We start from the raw sequence: 21,005 nt of genomic DNA on the forward strand, positions 1-21,005 counted from the left end.
GCGGATCAGCCGCCGACGGTCTTCAGCACCGCGTTGCCCAGGTCGGCGTGGTCGCCCGGCTCGTAGAACGCGGCGGACCGCATGACGATCATGTGCTTCGAGGAGTAGATGGTGGAGACGCCGATCGCGTCCTCGAGCTCGAAGTAGGCCTCGACGCCGGAGGGGTACCCCGCGATGGGGTCGGCCAGGAGGATGGCCGCGTCGCGCCGGGACTGCAGCTCCGCGGCGACGGGCTGGGCCACGTCGATCTCGACCGCGGTCCCGTCCGACGACCGGAACGCGCAGGCGATGCCCTGCATCGTGAGGACGTCGGCGCGCAGGCCGTCCGTCGAGGTGTCGGCCGGGAGCGCCTCGCTCGCGAAGCCCGTGCCGAACTGGGCGAGGTCGGGCAGGAGCTGGGCGCACGTGGTGCTGACCGGCGTGCCCTTGGGGGGCGCCGGCGTGGGCGATGAGGTGGGCCCGCTGCCGGATCCGCCGCCCTGGGCCTCGCCGCCGCCGCCCGCGCTCGCCGAGGGGTCCGGCGTCGTGGGCTGCAGGGGAGCGGGGTTGGAGCAGCCCGCGAGGAGCATGGCGACCGCGAGCCCGGCGGCCGCGGCCGTGGGGATGGTGCGCGCGATGCGGGGTCGGGTGGGCGCGGGGAGGCGGACGGGCATGGTGGTGCTCCTTCGGATCCGGGCGCGCCGCGGGGTGCGACGCTCGGCGCGCGGCGACGTGCCACGAGCGGGAGGCGGGATCGACACCCTACCGAGACCGGTCGGGGCCCCGCTGGGACGTGCGGCCGCGCTGGGGGCGGTTCGCGCGGGCGTGCGCGCCGGGAGGGGCGGGTCGCGCCCGCCGGTAGGATCGATCCCCATGACGACCCCTGACCTGACCGGCGCCCTGTTCGACATCGTGGCCCGGACGGCAGGACGACGACCGGGTGGCGACGCCCTCGCGCTCAGCCCCGACATGGTCGTGCTCGAGCGCCCGCGCAACCGCGACCACGGCGACTGGGCCACCAACATCGCCATGCGCATCGCGAAGCCGCTGGGCGAGGACCCGCGCGCGCTGGCGGCCGACATCGCCGCGGCGCTCGGCGAGCTGCCGCAGGTCGCGAAGGCCGACGTCGCGGGTCCCGGCTTCATCAACATCACGCTCGAGGCGGCGGCCGCGGGCGCCCTCGCGCGCACCATCGTCGACGCGGGCCCCGCGTACGGCCGCGGGCACACGCTCGACGGGATCCGCATCAACCTCGAGTTCGTCTCCGCGAACCCGACTGGCCCCATCCACCTGGGCGGCGTCCGCTGGGCCGCGGTCGGCGACAGCCTCGCGCGCATCCTCCAGGCCGAGGGCGCGGACGTCACGCGCGAGTACTACTTCAACGACCACGGATCCCAGATCGACCGCTTCGCCCGCAGCCTCCTCGCGAGCCACCTCGGCGAGGAGACGCCCGAGGACGGGTACGGCGGCGCCTACATCGGCGAGATCGCGGCGCGCGTGGTGGAGGGGTACGACGGCGACATCGACGCGCTGCCCCGCGAGGAGCAGCAGGAGGTGTTCCGGAGCGCCGGCACCGAGCTGATGTTCGGCGAGATCAAGCAGAAGCTGCACGACTTCGGCGTGGACTTCGACGTGTTCTTCCACGAGGATTCGCTGCACGAGTCCGGCGCCGTCGACCGCGCCGTCGCGCGGCTCAAGGAGCTCGGCCACGTCTTCGAGGAGGACGGCGCCGTCTGGCTCCGCACCACGACCTTCGGCGACGACCGCGACCGCGTGGTCATCCGCTCGACGGGCGAGCCCGCCTACATCTCGGGCGACCTCGGCTACTACCTCGACAAGCGCGAGCGCGGCTTCGAGCAGAACATCATCATGCTGGGCGCCGACCACCACGGCTACGTCGGCCGCATGATGGCCATGGCGGAGGCGTTCGGCGACACCCCGGGCGTCAACCTGCAGATCCTCATCGGCCAGATGGTCAACCTGCTGCGCGACGGCGAGCCAGTGAAGATGAGCAAGCGCGCCGGCACGATCGTCACGCTCGACGACCTGGTCGACGCGGTGGGCGTCGACGCCGGCCGCTACTCCCTGGTGCGCTCCTCCGCCGACCAGAACCTCGACATCGACCTCGCGGTGCTCGGCAAGCGCACCAACGACAACCCCGTCTTCTACGTGCAGTACGCGCACGCGCGCACCTGCGCGGTGGACCGCAACGCGGCCGCCTCGGGCGTCGACCGGAGCGCGTTCGCGCCGGAGCTCCTCACGCACCCGACTGAGTCGGCCCTGCTCGGGCTCCTGCAGGAGTTCCCGCGCATCGTGGCGCAGGCCGCCGAGCTGCGCGAGCCGCACCGGGTCGCGCGCTACATCGAGGAGCTCGCCGGCTCCTACCACCGCTGGTACGACAGCTGCCGGGTGGTCCCGCGCGGCGACGAGGAGGTCACCGACCTGCATCGCACGCGCCTGTGGCTGAACGACGCGGTCCGGCAGGTGGTCGCCAACGGGCTCGACCTCGTGGGCGTCTCGGCCCCCGAGCGCATGTAGGGGGAGCGGATCATGTCGGGGCGGTTCCAGGGCACGGAGGTCTTCGAGGCGCCCGAGCGGCGCGACCCGCGGGAGGCCCGGCGACGCCGACGCGGTCCGCGCGGCGGCACCGTGTTCATCTGGCTCCTCGTGCTCGCCGTGATCGGCGTGGGGCTCGCGTTCGGGCTGCGGATCATCGACCAGACCGTCCGTGGCGTCGCCCAGGACCAGGCCGAGAAGCAGATCGCCGACCAGCTGCCCGGGCAGATCACCGGGCGCGTCAACGTCTCGATCGAGGGCGACTGGGTCATCCCGCAGCTCATCCGCGGCACGCTCGACCGCGTGGTGCTCGACGGCCCGAACCTCCAGGCGGACGGCACGCCTTTCCAGGCGCACATCGTCGCGACCGACGTGCCGACCGACCAGGAGCGCACCGTGGGGGACGTGGTCGCGACCGTGTCGATGGACCAGGATCCCGCCAGCGCGCTCCTCGCGAAGACCGCGGGCACGCCGCCCGACCTGCGCTTCGGCGACGGGACGCTCGGCTACTCCGGCTCCACGCGGATCCTCGGCCTCACGCTCGGGTACACCGTGGCCGCGGAGCCCGTGCTGCGGGACGGATCCACGATCGTGATCACGCCCGCGGAGGTGGAGCTGCAGGCGGGATCGCTGAAGGTCGACCTGGCGCAGACCATCCAGGGGATCCGCGACATCACCTACCCCGTGTGCGTCGCGCAGTACCTGCCCGCGGGCGTCCAGGTGCAGGACGTGACCGTCGCCGACGGGCGCGCGTCGATGACCGTGCAGTCGTCCTCGGTGAAGCTCACCCGTGACTCGCTCGGGGTCACCGGCAGCTGCGGGTAGCGGCTCCGGCCGGGGCGGGCGGCCACCGTCACATGGGCGGGAGCCCCGTCCGGCCTCGGTAGGATCGGACGCACCGCCCCCCCTCACGGCTCCAGGGACCACACCGGGTCCGCTCGCCATCCCGCACGTCCGCCCCGCGCCCGAAGAGGTGACCCGAGTGACCGCGAACCCGCTGGCCCCGTCCTGGCTGCGGCCGCCCGACGACGCGAACGCGCTGGATCCGGCCGTCTGGTCGCGCGGCACCGCCCGCGACGAGGACGGCGCCATCCGCATCGCGGGGGTGCCCGCGACGGAGCTCGCCACGCGCTTCGGCACGCCGCTCTACGTGATGGACGAGGACGACGTGCGCGGCCGTGCCGCGGAGACCCTCGCGGCGTTCACCCGCGAGGCCGCCGCCGTCGGCACGAGCGCGCGCGTCTACTACGCGGGCAAGGCGTTCCTCAGCATCGAGGTCGCGCGCTGGATGGTCGACGAGGGCCTGCACATCGACGTCTGCTCCGGCGGGGAGCTGGCCGTCGCGCTCGCCGGGGGAGCGGATCCGGCCCGCCTCGGCTTCCACGGCAACAACAAGTCGGTCGCCGAGATCGACCGGGCCGTCGGTGCCGGGATCGGCCAGATCGTCGTCGACAGCGCGATCGAGGTGGAGCGCGTCGCCGCCGCGGCGGCAGGGCACGGCCGCGTCCAGCCCGTGCGCCTCCGCGTGAACAGCGGCGTGCACGCCCACACGCACGAGTACCTCGCCACGGCCCGCGAGGACCAGAAGTTCGGGATCACGCTGGCCGACGCGCCCGGCCTCGTGGCGCGCATCCGGTCGCACGCGTCCCTCTCCTTCACGGGCCTGCACGCCCACATCGGCAGCCAGATCTTCGAGACCGACGCCTTCGTCGAGTCCGCCCGCCGCCTCCTCGACCTGCACGAGCGCCTCCTCGCCGACGGCCCCGTGCCCGAGCTCAACCTCGGCGGCGGCTTCGGCATCGCCTACACGTCGGTCGACCGGCCCGTGCCCGTGCCCGAGATCGCCCGGCGGCTCGCGCGCATCGTCGGCGACGAGTGCGGCAGGCGGGGGATCGCGGTGCCGGTCATCGCGGTCGAGCCCGGCCGCAGCATCGTGGGCCCGTCCACCGTCACGCTCTACACGGTCGGCACGGTCAAGGACGTGCTCGTGACCGTCGGCGGCGTCGACGGCGAGGTGGCCGAGGCCTCCTCCGCGACGGGCGACGTCGAGGACCCGCGCGTCGCGGAGGAGGCCCAGACGGCCGTCCGCCGCTACGTGAGCGTCGACGGCGGCATGAGCGACAACGCGCGGCCCGCCCTCTACGGCGCGGACTACTCCGTGCGCATCGCCGGCCGCGCCTCCGCGGCGGATCCCGCGCTCGTGCGCATCGCCGGCAAGCACTGCGAGAGCGGAGACCTCGTCGTCCTCGCCGACTACCTGCCGGGCGACGTCCGCGCCGACGACCTCGTCGCCGTCCCCGCGACCGGGGCCTACTGCTGGGCGCTCGCGAGCAACTACAACTGGATCGGCCGCCCGCCCGTCGTCGCCGTGCGCGACGGCGAGGCGCGCGTCATCGTCCGCGGCGAGACCGAGGCCGACCTGCTGGCGCGCGACGCGGGCACGCCCGCGGCCGCATCCCCCGACGTGAACGGAGCACGATGATCGAGTACCGGAACCTGCGCGTCGCCCTGCTGGGCTGCGGCTCGGTCGGCACCCAGGTGGCGCGCCTCATGCGGGAGCACGGCGACGAGCTGGCCCAGCGCGTGGGCGCGCGGCTCGAGCTCGTGGGCATCGCGGTCCGCGACCAGGACGCGCCGCGCGACCCGTCGATGCCGCGCGAGCTGCTCACCACGGACGCCGAGTCGCTCATCCTCGGGGCCGACATCGTCATCGAGCTGATGGGCGGCATCGAGCCGGCCCGGGCCCACATCCTCGCGGCCATCTCCTCCGGCGCCGACGTCGTCACGGCCAACAAGGCGCTGCTCGCGACGCACGGCCCCGAGCTCTTCGAGGCGGCCGAGCAGGTCGGCGCGCAGCTCTACTACGAGGCCGCGGTGGCCGGCGCGATCCCCATCATCCGGCCCCTCCGCGACAGCCTCGCGGGCGACCGGGTCGAGCGGATCCTCGGCATCGTCAACGGCACGACCAACTACATCCTGGACGAGATGGACACGCACGGGCTCGGCTTCGACGAGGCCCTCGCGACCGCCACCGAGCTCGGCTACGCGGAGGCGGATCCCACGGCCGACATCGAGGGCTACGACGCCGCGCAGAAGGCCGCCATCCTCGCGAGCCTCGCCTTCCACACGCGCGTGCCGGTCGAGGCCGTGCACCGCGAGGGGATCACGGGCCTCACCGCCGCGCAGTTCGACTCCGCCCGCAAGGCCGGCTACGTGATCAAGCTGCTCGCCATCTGCGAGCGCCTCACGGATCCCGCCACCGGCCGCGACGCCGTCTCCGCCCGCGTCTACCCGGCGCTCGTGCCGCGCGACCACCCGCTGGCCGCGGTGCACGGCGCGAACAACGCCGTGTTCGTCGAGGCCGAGGCCGCGGGCGACCTGATGTTCTACGGCGCGGGCGCCGGGGGAGTGCAGACCGCGTCCGCCGTGCTCGGCGACGTCGTCTCCGCCGCGCGGCGCCACGTCGTCGGCGGCCCGGGCGTCGCCGAGTCGACGCACGCCGACCTCGAGACGCTGCCCGTCGGCGCGATCACGACCCAGTACCAGATCACGCTGCAGGTCGCGGACGAGCCGGGCGTGCTCGCCCGCATCGCGCAGCTGTTCAGCGAGCACGGCGTCTCCGTGGAGACGCTCGAGCAGACCACGCACCAGGCCCCCGTGGCGGGAGGGGCGGGCGCCCGGCCCACCGCTAGCCTGGTGATCGGCACGCACCGCGCCACCGACGCGGCCCTCCGGGCCACCGTCGACGCGGTCTCGAACCTCGACGCGGTGACGGCAGTCGCGAGCGTCCTCCGAGTAGAAGGAGCCTGATGGCCCACCAATGGCGCGGACTGCTCCGCGAATACGCCGACCGACTCGACGTCACGGACGCCACCCCGATCATCACGCTCGGCGAGGGCGGCACGCCGCTCATCCCCGCGCCGGCGCTGTCCGCTCGCACGGGCGCGAAGGTGTGGGTCAAGTACGAGGGCATGAACCCGACGGGATCCTTCAAGGACCGCGGCATGACCATGGCGATCTCCAAGGCCGTCGAGCACGGCGCGAAGGCCGTCATCTGCGCGTCGACCGGCAACACGTCGGCATCGGCCGCCGCGTACGCGACGCACGCGGGCATCACGGCCGCCGTGCTCGTGCCCGAGGGCAAGATCGCGATGGGCAAGCTCAGCCAGGCCGTCGCCCACGACGCGCAGCTCCTCCAGGTGCGCGGCAACTTCGACGACTGCCTCGACATCGCGCGCGAGCTCAGCGCGAACTACCCGGTGCACCTCGTGAACTCCGTCAACAACGACCGCATCGAGGGCCAGAAGACGGGCGCGTTCGAGGTCGTCGAGGTGCTCGGCGACGCGCCCGACTTCCACCTCATCCCCGTCGGCAACGCCGGCAACTACACCGCCTACACGCGCGGCTACCGCGAGGACCTCGAGGCGGGCAACGCCACGAAGCTGCCGCGCATGTTCGGCTTCCAGGCCGCGGGCAGCGCGCCCATCGTCGACGGCGCCATCGTCAAGGACCCCGACACGATCGCCAGCGCGATCCGCATCGGCAACCCCGCGTCGTGGAAGCTCGCGCTCGAGGCGCAGCTGCTCACCGACGGCTACTTCGGCGCGATCTCGGACGCGAAGATCCTCGAGGCGCACCGCATCCTCTCCGCGGAGGTCGGCATCTTCGTCGAGCCCGCGTCGGCCATCAGCGTCGCCGGGCTCCTCGAGCGCGCCGAGGCCGGGCAGATCCCGAAGGGCGCGACGGTCGTCCTCACGGTCACCGGTCACGGCCTGAAGGACCCGCAGTGGGCGCTCCGCACCGCGGACGGCTCGGACGTCGCCCCGACGAGCGTCGGCGTCGACATCGCGGAGATCGCGGGCGTGCTCGACCTGGTCGCGTCGTGACCGACGGTCCGATGCGCTCGGCGCTCGCGACGGGTCGCCGCGTCCAGGTTCGCGTGCCCGCGACGAGCGCCAACCTCGGCCCCGGCTTCGACACGCTCGGCCTCGCGCTCGCGCTGTACGACGACCTCACGGTCACGGTGCGCGACGCGCCCGGCGCCACGGTCGACGTGCGCGGCGTGGGCGCGGGCGAGGTGCCGACCGACGAGACGAACCTCGTGGTCACGGCCATCGCGCACACCTTCGCCGCGTTCGACCAGCCCATGCCGGGTCTCGACCTCGTCGCGGAGAACCGGATCCCGCACGGCCGCGGCCTCGGATCCTCGGGCGCCGCCATCGTGTCCGGCATCATGGCGGCCCAGGGCCTCCTCGCCGGCACGGTCGAGATCGACGCCGACGCGCTCCTCCGCCTCGCCACCGAGATGGAGGGCCACCCCGACAACGTCGCGCCCGCGCTCTTCGGCGGCCTCACCATCGCGTGGGTCGACGGCCAGGGCCCGCAGCACAAGAAGCTCGCCGTGCACCGCGGCGTCTCGCCGCTCGTGCTCGTGCCGGTCGCGACCATGTCCACGGCGCTCGCCCGGAGCCTGCAGCCGGAGTCGGTGCCGCACGAGGACGCGATCTTCAACGTGTCGCGCTCGGCCCTGCTCATCGCGGCGCTCATCCAGAGCCCCGAGCTGCTGCTCGCGGCGACCGAGGACCGGCTGCACCAGGACTACCGCGCCGCCGCGATGCCCGAGACCAACGAGCTCGTGCACCTGCTGCGCGAGCGCGGCTACGCGGCCGTCGTCTCGGGCGCGGGTCCCTCGCTCCTCGTCCTCGGCAGCGACCCGGGCCAGCGGCTCACCGCGGCCGAGCTCGTCGCCGAGCGCAGCACGAACCCGTGGACCGCGCTCATGCTCGCCGTCGACGTCAAGGGCTCGACCGTCCAGGTCGTCGACGAGGGATCCGCTCCCGCCGCCTAGCCGGATCACGCCTCTCCTGCGCACCCGGCGCGCCGTTCCCTCCGCGGGCGGGACGCCGGGTGCTAGGCTCTGCTCGACCCCGGAATCAACGGATCCACGCATGCGCGTCGGAGATCCGGTCCCGGTGGTCGTTCCTCACCACTCACCCGCTGTCGTCTCTGCAAGATCCCGTGCCATCGTGCCCGACAGCAGCTCCGGACGGAATCAGACCGTCCGCCGCTTTCGCAGAGACACACGCGATCGGCTCTCCTCCGCACGGGCTTCGTCCCGCCGGACAGGGGAAAGGACCCACGCACATGACCGATGTCGACACCCGCGCCACCACCGCGGACCTGAGCGCGCTCCGCGTCTCGCAGCTCCAGGCGATCGCCTCCGAGCTCGGGATCCCGGGCGGCTCCAAGCTCCGGAAGGGCGAGCTCGTGACCGCGATCTCCGAGATCCAGGCAGCCGGGGGGACCACCGCCCCCGCCGACGAGATGGCCCCCGAGGCCGCCGCGCCCGCCGAGACGAGCGAGGCGGCCCCCGCGGCCGCCGAGCCCGCCGCCGCCGTCGAGGAGGCCCCCGCCTCGGAGCCCGTCGTCGCCGACGCCGCCCCGATCGCGGACGCCGTCCCAGCCGCGGACGCGACCCCCGCCGAGGCGCCCGTCGCCGCGACCCCCGCCGTCGACGCCCCGGCCGAGCAGCCCGCGCGCTCCGGCCGCGGATCCCGCCGCGCCAGCACCGCCCGCATCGTGCCCGAGCGCATCGCCGAGACCGTCGAGGCGCCCGCCGCCGAGCCCGCGGGTACCGGCCTCGAGGCCCGCATCGCCGAGGCCACGGCAGGCCGCACGCAGGAGCCCCTCACCGAGGCACCCCGCACCGAGGCGCCCGCGCGCTCCGGCCGCGGATCCCGCCGGGCCACGAGCTCCGGCGTCGTGGACCCCGCGACCGAGGCCCCGCGCCAGGCCGCGCAGCACGTGAACAGCGGCCAGACCGCCGACCAGCTCGTCCCCGCCGACGCGCAGGCCGACGCGCAGGCGCCCGCCGTCGACGCGCCCACCGAGGAGCAGGCCCCCGCGCAGCGCTCCGGCCGCGGCCGTCGCCGCGGCGGACGCGACGCCCAGGACGGCGCCGACCGCGCCGCCGCGCAGGACGCGCCCGCCCCGGACACCGCAGACGAGTCCCCCGCCGCGGAGCAGGCCGACCGTCAGCGCGACGACCGCGACGGCGACGACCAGGGCGGACGCCGCGACGACCAGGGCCGCGAGGGTCGCGAGGGCGGCCGCAACCGCAGCCGCAACCGGCGCAACCGCGACCGTGGCCGCGACCAGGACGACCAGCAGCAGAACGGCCGCGACCAGGGCCAGCCGCAGCAGGCCCCCCGCGAGCCCGACGCCGACGACGAGGCGCAGGAGGAGGCCCGCACGGGTCGCCAGCGCCAGAACGGCCGCGGCCAGGGCGACCGCACGCAGGACGTGCGCGCCGACCAGGCCCGCGCCGACCTCGGCCGCGACGACGACCGCGGCGGCCGCAGCCGGTACCGCGACCGCAAGCGCGGCCGCGGACAGGGCGGCGACGACTTCGAGCCCGAGGTCACCGAGGACGACGTCCTGCTGCCCGTCGCGGGCATCCTCGACGTGCTCGACAACTACGCGTTCGTCCGCACGAGCGGCTACCTGCCCGGCACGAACGACGTCTACGTCTCGCTCGGCCAGGTCAAGAAGCACTCGCTGCGCAAGGGCGACGCGATCGTCGGCGCCATCCGCCAGCCGCGGGAGAACGACAGCCAGAGCCGCCAGAAGTACAACGCGATCGTGAAGATCGACTCGGTCAACGGCCTGCCTCCCGAGGAGGCCGCGAACCGCGTCGAGTTCGGCAAGCTCACGCCGCTGTACCCGCAGGACCGCCTCAGCCTCGAGACCGAGCCCAACAAGCTCACGACGCGGATCATCGACCTCGTGTCGCCGATCGGCAAGGGCCAGCGCGGCCTCATCGTCTCGCCGCCCAAGGCCGGCAAGACGCTCGTCCTCCAGGCCATCGCGAACGCCATCGCCACCAACAACCCCGAGGTCCACCTCATGGTCGTGCTGGTCGACGAGCGTCCCGAGGAGGTCACCGACATGCAGCGCACGGTGAAGGGCGAGGTCATCGCCTCGACCTTCGACCGTCCCGCCGAGGACCACACCACGGTCGCCGAGCTCGCCATCGAGCGCGCCAAGCGCCTCGTGGAGCTCGGCCACGACGTGGTCGTGCTGCTCGACTCCATCACCCGCCTCGGCCGCGCGTACAACCTCGCGGCGCCCGCGTCGGGCCGGATCCTCTCGGGCGGCGTCGACTCGTCGGCGCTCTACCCGCCGAAGCGCTTCTTCGGCGCGGCGCGCAACATCGAGCACGGCGGATCGCTCACGATCCTCGCCACGGCGCTCGTGGAGACCGGATCCAAGATGGACGAGGTCATCTTCGAGGAGTTCAAGGGCACCGGCAACATGGAGCTCCGCCTCTCGCGGGCCCTCGCCGACAAGCGGATCTTCCCCGCGGTCGACGTCAACGCCTCCGGCACGCGCCGCGAGGAGATACTCATGGGCGCCGACGAGGTCAAGGTCACCTGGAAGCTGCGCCGCGCCCTCGCCGGGCTCGAGCAGCAGCAGGCCCTCGAGATCGTCCTCAGCCGCCTGAAGGAGACGACGTCCAACGTCGAGTTCCTCATGAAGGTCCAGGCCTCCATGCCCAACACCGGCAACGGCGTGTCCCACCAGAGCCACGGGCACGGCGCGCACGAGAAGGGCTGACCCCCGTGTTCGAGTCCGTCGTCCAGCTGCTGGAGGAGCACGAGGAGCTCCAGCAGCAGCTCGGCGACCCCGAGCTGCACGCCGACGCGTCGCGCTCGCGCAAGGTCAACCGCCGCTACGCGGAGCTGAGCCGGATCGTCGCCGCGCACGCGGAGTGGACCCAGCTCGGCGACGACCTGGCCGCCGCGCGCGAGCTGGCCGAGGAGGACCCGGCGTTCGCCGACGAGATCCCCGGCCTCGAGCAGGCGCTGGATGCGGCGCAGGAGAAGCTCCGGCGGCTCCTGATCCCGCGCGACCCCGACGACGCGCGCGACGTCATCATGGAGATCAAGATGGGGGAGGGCGGCGCCGAGAGCGCCCTGTTCGCCGCCGACCTGCTCCGCATGTACCTGCACTACGCCGAGTCGCGCCGCTGGAAGACCGAGGTCCTCAGCCAGACGCAGAGCGACCTGGGCGGCTACAAGGACGTGCAGGTCGCCATCAAGGGCACGTCCGACGATCCCGCGCTCGGCGTGTGGGCGCACCTCAAGTACGAGGGCGGCGTGCACCGCGTGCAGCGCGTGCCGGCCACCGAGTCGCAGGGGCGCATCCACACCTCGGCCGCGGGCGTGCTCGTGATCCCCGAGGTCGAGGAGGTCGAGGAGGTCGCGATCGACCCCAATGACCTCAAGATCGACGTGTACCGCTCGTCCGGCCCCGGCGGCCAGTCGGTCAACACGACCGACTCCGCCGTCCGCATCACCCACCTGCCCACGGGCATCGTGGTCGCGATGCAGAACGAGAAGAGCCAGCTGCAGAACCGCGAAGCCGGGATGCGCGTCCTGCGCGCCCGCGTGCTCGCGAAGCAGCAGGAGGAGATCGACGCGGAGGCCTCGGCCGTGCGCCGCAGCCAGATCCGCACGATGGACAGGTCCGAGCGCATCCGCACGTACAACTTCCCGGAGAACCGCATCGCGGACCACCGCACGGGATACAAGGCGTACAACCTCGACGCCGTGATGGACGGCGCCCTCGACCCGGTCGTGGAGTCGTGCATCCTGGCCGACGAGGAGGCGCGCCTCGACGCGCTCGGGACGGACGCGTGACGCCCTCGCGTGTCCCGCTCGCCCGTGGCTGACGGGGAGGGCGTCCCGGTCACCGTGGACGCCCTCCGCATGCGGGTCGGCCAGGCGCTCGCGGCCGCCGGCATCGAGGATCCCGCGGTCGACGCGGAGCTCCTCGTCGGGCACGTCCTCGGGCTCTCGCGCGGGCAGGTGCAGTCGCGCGCGATCACGCGCGCGGCCGTCGACGCCGGGGACGCCGCGCGCGTCCTCGAGCTGACCGCCCGACGCGCCCGGCGCGAGCCCCTGCAGCACATCACGGGCGTCGCGCACTTCCGCTCGCTCGAGCTCCTGGTCGGACCCGGCGTCTTCGTGCCGCGCCCCGAGACGGAGCACGTGGCGCAGCTCGCGATCGACGCGCTGACGGCCGCGCCCGGGGAGGCGCCCGTCGCCGTCGACCTCGGCACGGGATCCGGCGCCCTCGCCCTGGCCCTCGCGACCGAGGTGCCGCACGCCCGCGTGCACGCGATCGAGGTGTCGCCCGAGGCGCACGCCTGGACGGCACGCAACGTGGAGCGCCTCGCGCCGCACGTGGACCTCGTGCTCGGCGACCTCGCCGACGCCTTCCCCGGGCTCGACGGCACGGTGTCCGTCGTCGTCTCGAACCCGCCCTACATCCCCGCCGACGCGATCCCGCGGGACCCCGAGGTGCGGCTGCACGATCCCGCGCTCGCGCTCTACGGCGGCGCGGACGGCCTCGACGTCGTGCGGCTCGTGTCGACGACCGCGCGGCGGCTGCTCCACCCGGGCGGCGCGCTCGTGATCGAGCACGGCGAGCTGCAGGGCGACGCGATCCGCGCCCTCCTCGACGCCGACGGCTGGCGCGCGACCGCGACGCACGAGGACCTCACCCGGCGCGACCGCGCGACGACCGCGCTGCGCTGACGGGGATCGCGAGCCCGGCTCCCGGGGTCAGCCCGCGTGCGCCTGGGCCCGGATGAAGGCCTCGACCGCCGGAAGCAGGTCCCCGTCGCCGCGCACGTGGTGCCCGGTGATGCCGAGCGCGCGGGCCGACGCGACGTTGTCCTCCCGGTCGTCCGCGAAGAACGTCCGCGCGGCCGGCTGCCCGTACGCGGCGAGCACCCCGCGGAACACGGCCGGATCCGGCTTCCGCGCGCCGTACCCGCTCGAGGTCCGCAGGTGCTCGACTCCGAACAGCGGCACCAGCTCGGGCGCGAGCTCCGGGAGGTGCCGGGCCGCGAGCGCGTTGTTGTTGGTGAGCAGCGTGATCCGCCCCGCCTCGCGCGCCCGGGCCACCGCCGCGAGCGCCTGCGGCCGCACCGTCATGGACGCCCGGCGACGCCGCACCCACTCGTCCTCGTCCATCTCCACGCCCACCGCGGCGCAGAACGCGTCGAGGTAGGAGTCGGCGTCGATGCGGCCCGCCTCCGCGGCCCACTCGCCGTCGTCGTTGTACCAGCGGCGGCGCAGCTCCGGCAGGTCGTGCCCGGTCGCCGCCGTGATGCGGTCGGCGGGCCCCCGCCAGTCGTGGTCGTACAGCACGTCGTCCATGTCGAACACGAACAGGAGCCCGTGGGGGCCGGGGGAGCGGGGCGCGGAGGTCATCACGCCCAGTATGCGGGCGTCGGCGTGGCGCGGATCCCTCGCTCAGGGCGCCGGCCACGCGCTCGGCTACGATGAGCGACGACATGGCGCGCATCTACGACTGCTCAGTCGACACCGACCTCCTCACCGGCATGAGACTCGCCCGACAGGCGGTGGGCCGCGGCGAGGTCGTCGTCATCCCCACGGACACCGTCTACGGCATCGCCGCCGACGCCTTCAACCCCGACGCGGTGCAGCGCCTGCTCGACGCGAAGGGCCGCGGGCGCGACGCCCCGCCGCCCGTGCTCATCCCCGGGCAGTCCACGCTCGACGCCCTCGCCGACTTCGTCCCCGACGTGGTCCGCCGCCTGGCGGACGAGTTCTGGCCGGGCGGCCTCACGGTGATCCTCGTGGCGCAGCCTTCCCTCGTCTGGGACCTCGGCGAGACCCGCGGCACCGTCGCGCTGCGCATGCCCGCGAACTCCTTCGCGCTCGAACTCCTCGCGGAGACCGGCCCGCTCGCGGTCTCGTCCGCCAACAGGACGGGGCAGCCCGCCGCCGCGACCGCCCAGGAGGCCGTGGACCAGCTCGGCGGGTCGGTCGACGTCTTCCTCGACGGGGGAGCCGCCGGAGGAGCGGCCTCGACCATCGTCGACGCCTCGCGCGTCAACCAGGCGGGCGGCCGGGTCCGCATCGTGCGCGAGGGCGCGATCACGCGTGCGCAGATCCAGCAGCTCATCGGCGACGAGCTCGAGCCCGTCGTCACCGCTCCCACGGAGCCGGAGGAGCCGGCCGTCCCCGACGCGCCCGAGGCCCCGCGCGGCACGGCGAGCGGCGCCGAGCGCATCGACGGATCCGCGGATCCCGACGCCGCGCCCGCTGCCGACGCCGCGCCCGTCGTCGACGCGTCGACCGACGCCGGCCCGACGTACCCCGAGTTCGTCGAGCCCGCCGACCCGACGCCAGCCGACCCGACGCCGGCCGACCCGACCGCGACCGAGCCCCCCGCGGATCCGCCCGCGCACCCCCGGTGACCTACTACGCCGCCATGGCGGTCGTCTCGGCGGTCATCACGCTCGTGCTCTCGATGGTCGTCATGAAGCTCGGCTACCGCTACCGGCTCTACCCGGCCATCCGCGCGCGCGACGTCCACACGCGCCCGACGCCCCGGCTCGGCGGCGTCGCCATGTTCGCCGGCATCCTCGTCGCGTTCGCCGTGGCCTCGCAGGTGTCCTGGTTCAGCCTCGTCTTCGACCGCCCCGGCCCGGTGTTCGCGATCCTCGGCGCCGCGCTCATGATCGTCGTCATCGGCGTGCTCGACGACATCTACGACCTCGACTGGATGATCAAGCTCGCCGGTCAGATCCTCGCCGCCGGCCTCCTCGCCTGGCAGGGCGTCGCGATCTCCTCGCTCCCCATCGGCGGCCTCACGGTCGGCTCGTCGCAGATGTCGATCATGCTGACGATCTTCGCCATCGTGCTCGTGATGAACGCCGTCAACTTCATCGACGGCCTCGACGGCCTGGTCGCCGGCGTCGCGATCATCGCGAACGGCGCCTTCTTCCTCTACAGCTTCCTGCTCTCGGACACGGCCACCGGCCAGACCGAGCGCTTCAACCTCGCGTCCCTCATCAGCGCGATCCTCATCGGCGCGTGCCTCGGCTTCCTCCCGTTCAACTGGCACCCCGCGAAGCTCTTCATGGGCGACGCGGGCGCGCTGCTCGTCGGCCTCCTCATGGCCACGAGCGCGATCGCCGTCACGGGCGAGATCGACCCGAACCCGGAGACGTTCGGCCGCTCGCAGCTGCTTCCCGCGTTCCTGCCGATCCTCCTGCCCTTCGCGATCCTCATCGTCCCGCTGCTCGACTTCGCCCTCGCGGTGTTCCGGCGCCTCAAGGCCGGCAAGTCGCCCTTCAGCGCCGACCGCAAGCACCTGCACCACCGCCTGCTCGACATGGGCCACTCGCGCCTGCACGCGACGCTGATCTTCTACGCCTGGACGGGCGTCGTGTCCGTGGGCTGCCTGCTCATGTTCGTCGTGCAGCCGTACGCGTGGGGCGTGGCCTTCATCGCGGTCGGCATGGTCGCCTGCGCGGTCGTCACCCTGGCCCCGCTCAGCCGCCGCAAGCGCCTCGAGGCCGCCGCGCAGCTCGTGCCCGCCGACGCCGAGTCCGAGGACGCCGCGGCGTTCGACCCGCTCGACGAGGCCGCGGCGGACCGGCCGCTCGCGCGCCTCACGGAGTCCGAGCTCGAGGAGGTCGAGCGCGAGCACGCCGAGCTCGCCACGGGAGCCATCGCGACCCGCCCCACCGACGCCCCGAACCCGGGGACAGCCAAGGAGACGACATGACCGACAGCCCGAGCGCCCCCGCCCCGGCGGAGACCCCCGCGAAGAAGGACGTCTTCACGCGCATCCTCATCGGGGGAGCGCTGCTCGCCCTCGCCATCGCGGTGGTGGGCGGCATCGTCGGCTTCGCGGTCGACGGCGGCCGCGGCCTCCTCAGCGCCGTCATCGGCAGCGCCATGGCCCTCGTGTTCCTCGGGCTCACGGCCGGCAGCATCCTCTTCGCGAACCGGTTCCAGTCCTCGCCGATCTACCCGACGCTGTTCTTCTCGGTCGTGCTCGGCGCGTGGCTCCTCAAGTTCGTGGTGTTCCTCGCGGTCGCGATGGTGCTCAAGGAGCAGCAGTGGATCAACCTGGTCGTGCTCTTCGTGACGGTGATCGTGGGCGTCGTGGGCACCCTCGTCATGGACATGATCGTGATCACCAAGGCCCGCGTCGGCTACGTCAGCGACGCGCAGCTCCCCGGGCGCTAGCCGCGCGCCCTCGGGCCGCGGGAAGAGGGGACGCGATTAGTCAGGGCACCCTCATTGTTGATAGTCTCTGTCAAGACGATTCCCGTCGGGCCGTGCCCAGATCCACCTCACGCCGGCGTCTTCTCACCCCATCCGTTCGTCGCCGCGAGAGCTCGTGCTCCACGCCCCGAAACAGGAGATAGCGCTGTTAGCCACCGCTGCACCCAGCATCATCACCCTCGCCGCTGAAGACTCGGGTGAGGGGTTCCACGCTCCCACGCTCGAGGAGTTCTTCCCGCCGATCGCCTTCTTCGAGGGCACGGGCTTCGACCTCAACCGCATCATGCTCATCAGGCTCCTGGTGATGGCGGTCCTCGTCGTCCTGTTCGTCGTCGGCACGCGCAAGCTCGCGCTGGTGCCCGGCCGCGGCCAGAACCTCGTCGAGATGGGCGTCGACTTCGTCCGCGTCAACATCGCGGAGGACATCCTCGGCAAGAAGGACGGTCGCCGCTTCCTGCCGATCATCATGACCATCTTCTTCCTGGTCCTCGGCATGAACCTCACGGGCGTCGTGCCCTTCCTCAACATCGCGGGCACGTCGGTCATCGGCCTCCCGCTGCTCCTGGCCCTCGTGGCGTACGTGACCTTCATCTACGCCGGCATCAAGGACCGGGGAGTGATGTTCTTCAAGAACACGCTGTTCCCCGCCGGTGCGCCGAAGCCGGTCTACCTGCTCCTCACGCCCATCGAGTTCCTCTCGACGTTCATCATCCGGCCGGTCGCGCTCACGCTCCGACTCCTGATGAACATGCTCGTGGGGCACCTCCTGCTGGTGCTCTGCTTCTCCGCGACGTGGTTCTTCCTCTTCGAGGCACAGGGCGCGCTCAAGATCCTGGGCGCAGGCACCCTCGTCCTCGGGTTCGCGTTCACGCTCTTCGAGCTGCTCGTCGCCGTCCTGCAGGCCTACATCTTCGCCCTCCTCACCGCCGTCTACATCCAGATGGCCGTGGCGGAGGAGCACTAAGCGATCTCGTCGACCAACGAGATCACCCAACCGGAAGGAAACCCCAGTGGACCCCATCATTCTCGCCGAGATCAACGGCAACATCGCGACCGTCGGCTACGGCCTCGCAGCGATCGGCCCCGGCATCGGTGTCGGGATCGTCGCGGGCAAGACCGTCGAGGCCATGGCCCGCCAGCCCGAGATGGCAGGCAGCCTCCGCACCACGATGTTCCTCGGCATCGCGTTCTCCGAGGCGCTCGCGCTCATCGGCCTCGCGACCTACTTCATCTTCACCAACTAGGGGACACGCACATGCTCACGCCCCACAACGTGATGGCGGCAGGTGAAGAAGCGCCGAGCATCCTCCTACCCGCGGTCTACGACATCGTGTGGTCGGCGGTCGTGTTCGTCGTCCTCCTGGTCGTCATCTGGAAGTATGCGCTCCCGCGCGTCTACGCCATGCTCGACGGCCGCACCGAGGCCATCGCCGGCGGCATCGAGAAGGCCGAGCGCGCGCAGGCGGAAGCCGACGCCGCGAAGGCCGAGCTCACGGCGCAGCTCGCCGAGGCACGCGCCGAGGCCGGCCGCATCCGCGAGCAGGCCCGCGTCGACGCCACGGCGATCGCCGCGGAGATCAAGGAGCAGGCCACGGCCGACGCAGCCCGGATCACCGCGAGCGCGCAGCAGCAGATCGAGGCCGAGCGCCAGCAGGCGGTCGTCTCCCTCCGCTCCGAGGTCGGATCGCTCGCGATCGACCTCGCGTCGGGCGTCATCGGCCAGAGCCTCACGGACGACCAGCGCTCCACCGCGCTCGTCGACCGGTTCCTCGCCGACCTGGAGGCCAGCGAGACCGCCGGCAGGACGGGATCCGCCAGCTGATGGGCAGTGCATCGCGCGCATCGCTCGATTCCGCACGCCGCGTCCTCGCGGAGCTCGGGGGCGTCGACCTGTCGACGGCCGGTCAGCTCCTCGGAGCCGGCCGCGCCATCGGCGGATCCACGCACCTGCTCTCCGCGCTGGCGGACACCGGCATCGCGCCGGAGGTCAAGCACAGCATCGTGGACCGGGTCTTCGGCGCCACCGTGCAGGAGCCGGCGCTGCGCGTCCTCCGCGCGGTCGTCGACGGGCGCTGGTCGTCGCACGACGAGCTGCTGGCGGGCATCGAGGAGCTCGGCATCCGCGCCGTCGCGATCTCGGCACCCGAGGGCACGCCCGTCGAGTCCGAGCTGTTCACGTTCGGACGCGCCGTGTCCACGGACGACGCCCTGGAGCTCGCCCTCGGCGACAAGCTGGGCGACCCCGTGGCGAAGTCGACGCTCGTGCACCGTCTCCTCGACGGCCGGGCGTCGGAGCAGGCGATCGTCATCGTCGAGCAGCTCGTGCAGCAGCCCCGCGGCCGCCGCATGGGAGAGCTCGTGCGCTTCGCCGCCACCGTCGTGGCCGACCAGGCGGGCTTCACCATCGCCACGGTCCGCGTCGCGTCGCCCCTGTCGCCCGAGCAGTCGGAGCGGCTCGCGCAGGCACTGAGCCGCCGGTACTCCCGGCGGGTCGAGCTGAACCAGGTCGTGGACCGCGACCTCGTCGGCGGGCTCCGCGTCCAGATCGGCGACGACGTCATCGACGGCAGCGTCGCCACCAGGATCAACGATTTGAGACTCCAGTTCGCCTGACCGGCGGGCGTCACCTCGGGGGCCGTCGGCCCTCGTGAATGCAAAGGGAAAGAAGATGGCAGAACTTTCGATCAGCCCCGACGAGATCCGGGACGCGCTCAAGGACTTCGTGCAGTCCTACGAGCCCGGCAAGGCCTCGACCACCGAGGTCGGCTACGTGCTCGACGCGGGCGACGGAATCGCCCACGTGCAGGGCCTGCCCGGCGTCATGGCCAACGAGCTCATCACGTTCGCCGACGGGACCCTGGGCCTCGCCCAGAACCTGGAGGAGAGCGAGATCGGCGTCATCGTGCTCGGCGAGTTCGCCGGCATCGAGGAGGGCATGGAGGTGCGCCGCACCGGCGAGGTGCTCTCCGTCCCCGTCGGCGACGGCTACCTCGGCCGCGTCGTGGACCCGCTGGGCAACCCCATCGACGGCCAGGGCGAGATCGCCTCCGAGGGCCGTCGCGCGCTCGAGCTCCAGGCGCCCGGCGTCATGCAGCGCAAGAGCGTGCACGAGCCCATGCAGACCGGCATCAAGGCCATCGACGCCATGATCCCGATCGGCCGCGGCCAGCGCCAGCTCATCATCGGCGACCGCCAGACCGGCAAGACGGCCATCGCGATCGACACGATCATCAACCAGAAGGCCAACTGGGAGTCCGGCGACACGAACAAGCAGGTGCGCTGCATCTACGTCGCCATCGGCCAGAAGGGCTCCACCATCGCCTCGGTGCGCGGTGCCCTCGAGGAGGCCGGCGCCATGGAGTACACGACCATCGTCGCGTCCCCCGCGTCCGACCCCGCCGGCTTCAAGTACCTGGCGCCCTACACCGGCTCGGCCATCGGCCAGCACTGGATGTACGGCGGCAAGCACGTCCTCATCATCTTCGACGACCTGTCCAAGCAGGCCGAGGCCTACCGCGCCGTCTCGCTCCTCCTGCGCCGCCCGCCGGGACGCGAGGCGTACCCCGGCGACGTCTTCTACCTGCACTCCCGCCTGCTCGAGCGCTGCGCCAAGCTCTCGGACGAGCTGGGCGCCGGCTCCATGACGGGCCTGCCCATCATCGAGACGAAGGCGAACGACGTCTCGGCGTACATCCCGACCAACGTGATCTCGATCACCGACGGCCAGATCTTCCTCCAGTCGGACCTGTTCAACGCGAACCAGCGTCCCGCGGTGGACGTCGGCATCTCGGTGTCCCGCGTCGGCGGCGACGCCCAGGTGAAGAGCATCAAGAAGGTCTCCGGCACGCTGAAGCTCGAGCTCGCGCAGTACCGCTCCCTCGAGGCGTTCGCGATCTTCGCGTCCGACCTCGACGCGGCCAGCCGTCGTCAGCTCGCCCGCGGCGCGCGCCTCACCGAGCTGCTCAAGCAGCCCCAGTACTCGCCGTTCCCCATCGAGGAGCAGGTCGTCTCGATCTGGGCGGGCACGAAGGGCAAGCTCGACGAGGTCCCCGTCGAGGACATCCTCCGCTTCGAGCGGGAGCTGCTCGACCACCTCCACCGCAACACGGAGGTGCTGTCGCAGCTCAAGGAGAAGAACGTCCTCACCGACGACATCGTCGACGCGATGGACAAGGCCGTGGACCAGTTCAAGCTGGAGTTCCAGACGGGCGAGGGCAAGCCGCTCGCCTCCGTGGGATCCGAGAAGTTCGAGCCCGCCAAGGCCGAGGACGTCAACCAGGAGCAGATCGTCAAGGGCAAGCGCTGACGCGCTCGCCTCACCGATCCGCCACCGACCGAGACCGATAGGGAGAC

19 protein-coding genes are annotated in these 21,005 nt (G+C 72.6%); 17 read left to right on the plus strand and 2 right to left on the minus strand.

Going from position 1 to position 21,005, the window contains the following annotated elements; translation table 11 throughout:
- Window positions 1–5: 5 nt before the first annotated feature.
- The gene (locus tag K0V08_RS01440) at window positions 6–653 is read right to left on the minus strand and encodes a hypothetical protein (protein ID WP_012037835.1); all 648 of its coding nucleotides are present in this window, start codon (window positions 651–653) and stop codon (window positions 6–8) included.
- Between the two features lie 199 nt (window positions 654–852).
- Between K0V08_RS01440 and argS the strand changes: the two genes are divergently transcribed.
- The 9 genes from argS to prmC all read left to right on the plus strand — a co-directional run bounded on the left by argS (window position 853) and on the right by prmC (window position 13,136).
- Window positions 853–2,517, plus strand: coding sequence for an arginine--tRNA ligase (gene argS, locus K0V08_RS01445; RefSeq protein WP_079532513.1), 1,665 nt, complete (start codon window positions 853–855; stop codon window positions 2,515–2,517).
- Window positions 2,518–2,529: 12 nt separating this feature from the next.
- Entirely contained in the window at window positions 2,530–3,360 is an 831-nt protein-coding gene (locus K0V08_RS01450) for an LmeA family phospholipid-binding protein (protein WP_043560708.1), read from the plus strand.
- Between the two features lie 157 nt (window positions 3,361–3,517).
- The gene (locus K0V08_RS01455) at window positions 3,518–5,017 is read left to right on the plus strand and encodes a diaminopimelate decarboxylase family protein (protein WP_079532516.1); all 1,500 of its coding nucleotides are present in this window, start codon (window positions 3,518–3,520) and stop codon (window positions 5,015–5,017) included.
- A complete protein-coding gene (locus tag K0V08_RS01460; protein ID WP_012037839.1) occupies window positions 5,014–6,345 on the plus strand; it encodes a homoserine dehydrogenase in 1,332 nt (443 codons plus the stop codon). The genes K0V08_RS01455 and K0V08_RS01460 overlap by 4 nt, the downstream gene beginning before the upstream one ends.
- Window positions 6,345–7,421 (plus strand): threonine synthase, encoded by a 1,077-nt coding sequence (gene thrC / locus K0V08_RS01465; protein ID WP_079532519.1) that lies wholly within the window; start codon window positions 6,345–6,347, stop codon window positions 7,419–7,421. The genes K0V08_RS01460 and thrC overlap by 1 nt, the downstream gene beginning before the upstream one ends.
- 11 nt (window positions 7,422–7,432) lie before the next feature.
- Complete coding sequence (gene thrB, locus K0V08_RS01470; RefSeq protein WP_012037841.1) at window positions 7,433–8,383, plus strand: homoserine kinase; 951 nt, start codon at window positions 7,433–7,435, stop codon at window positions 8,381–8,383.
- 296 nt (window positions 8,384–8,679) lie between these two features.
- Window positions 8,680–11,151 carry a transcription termination factor Rho gene (gene rho / locus K0V08_RS01475; protein WP_079532523.1) on the plus strand — a complete coding sequence of 824 codons (2,472 nt, stop codon included), beginning with the start codon at window positions 8,680–8,682 and terminating at the stop codon, window positions 11,149–11,151.
- A 5-nt stretch (window positions 11,152–11,156) separates the two neighbouring features.
- Window positions 11,157–12,236 (plus strand): peptide chain release factor 1, encoded by a 1,080-nt coding sequence (gene prfA, locus K0V08_RS01480; protein ID WP_079532526.1) that lies wholly within the window; start codon window positions 11,157–11,159, stop codon window positions 12,234–12,236.
- A 24-nt stretch (window positions 12,237–12,260) separates the two neighbouring features.
- The gene (gene prmC / locus K0V08_RS01485) at window positions 12,261–13,136 is read left to right on the plus strand and encodes a peptide chain release factor N(5)-glutamine methyltransferase (protein ID WP_012037844.1); all 876 of its coding nucleotides are present in this window, start codon (window positions 12,261–12,263) and stop codon (window positions 13,134–13,136) included.
- A 27-nt stretch (window positions 13,137–13,163) separates the two neighbouring features.
- Here the strand turns inward: prmC and K0V08_RS01490 are convergent, their stop codons facing one another.
- The gene (locus K0V08_RS01490) at window positions 13,164–13,817 is read right to left on the minus strand and encodes an HAD-IA family hydrolase (protein WP_012037845.1); all 654 of its coding nucleotides are present in this window, start codon (window positions 13,815–13,817) and stop codon (window positions 13,164–13,166) included.
- 71 nt (window positions 13,818–13,888) lie between these two features.
- Here K0V08_RS01490 and K0V08_RS01495 point away from each other — a divergent pair, with 71 nt between their 5' ends.
- The 8 genes from K0V08_RS01495 (at window position 13,889) to atpA (ending at window position 20,958) form a co-directional block, all read left to right on the plus strand.
- Entirely contained in the window at window positions 13,889–14,830 is a 942-nt protein-coding gene (locus tag K0V08_RS01495; RefSeq protein ID WP_310886194.1) for an L-threonylcarbamoyladenylate synthase, read from the plus strand.
- Complete coding sequence (locus K0V08_RS01500) at window positions 14,827–16,146, plus strand: MraY family glycosyltransferase (RefSeq protein WP_012037847.1); 1,320 nt, start codon at window positions 14,827–14,829, stop codon at window positions 16,144–16,146. Before K0V08_RS01495 ends, K0V08_RS01500 begins: the two co-directional genes overlap by 4 nt.
- Window positions 16,143–16,613, plus strand: coding sequence for a Cg1360 family ATP-synthase-associated protein (locus K0V08_RS01505; RefSeq protein WP_079532531.1), 471 nt, complete (start codon window positions 16,143–16,145; stop codon window positions 16,611–16,613). Before K0V08_RS01500 ends, K0V08_RS01505 begins: the two co-directional genes overlap by 4 nt.
- 322 nt (window positions 16,614–16,935) lie before the next feature.
- A complete protein-coding gene (gene atpB, locus K0V08_RS01510; RefSeq protein WP_043561591.1) occupies window positions 16,936–17,616 on the plus strand; it encodes a F0F1 ATP synthase subunit A in 681 nt (226 codons plus the stop codon).
- Window positions 17,617–17,662: 46 nt separating this feature from the next.
- On the plus strand, window positions 17,663–17,896 hold the full coding sequence (locus K0V08_RS01515; RefSeq protein WP_012037850.1) for an ATP synthase F0 subunit C: 234 nt from the start codon (window positions 17,663–17,665) through the stop codon (window positions 17,894–17,896).
- Window positions 17,897–17,907: 11 nt separating this feature from the next.
- Window positions 17,908–18,474, plus strand: coding sequence for a F0F1 ATP synthase subunit B (locus K0V08_RS01520; RefSeq protein WP_012037851.1), 567 nt, complete (start codon window positions 17,908–17,910; stop codon window positions 18,472–18,474).
- A complete protein-coding gene (locus tag K0V08_RS01525; protein WP_079532533.1) occupies window positions 18,474–19,265 on the plus strand; it encodes a F0F1 ATP synthase subunit delta in 792 nt (263 codons plus the stop codon). Before K0V08_RS01520 ends, K0V08_RS01525 begins: the two co-directional genes overlap by 1 nt.
- Window positions 19,266–19,320: 55 nt before the next feature.
- Window positions 19,321–20,958: a F0F1 ATP synthase subunit alpha gene (gene atpA / locus K0V08_RS01530; RefSeq protein WP_079532536.1), complete on the plus strand. Its 1,638-nt coding sequence runs from the start codon at window positions 19,321–19,323 to the stop codon at window positions 20,956–20,958.
- The last annotated feature ends 47 nt before the right edge of the window (window positions 20,959–21,005 follow it).

It is taken from the genome of Clavibacter michiganensis (assembly GCF_021216655.1).
Taxonomy (GTDB): Bacteria; Actinomycetota; Actinomycetes; order Actinomycetales; family Microbacteriaceae; genus Clavibacter; species Clavibacter michiganensis.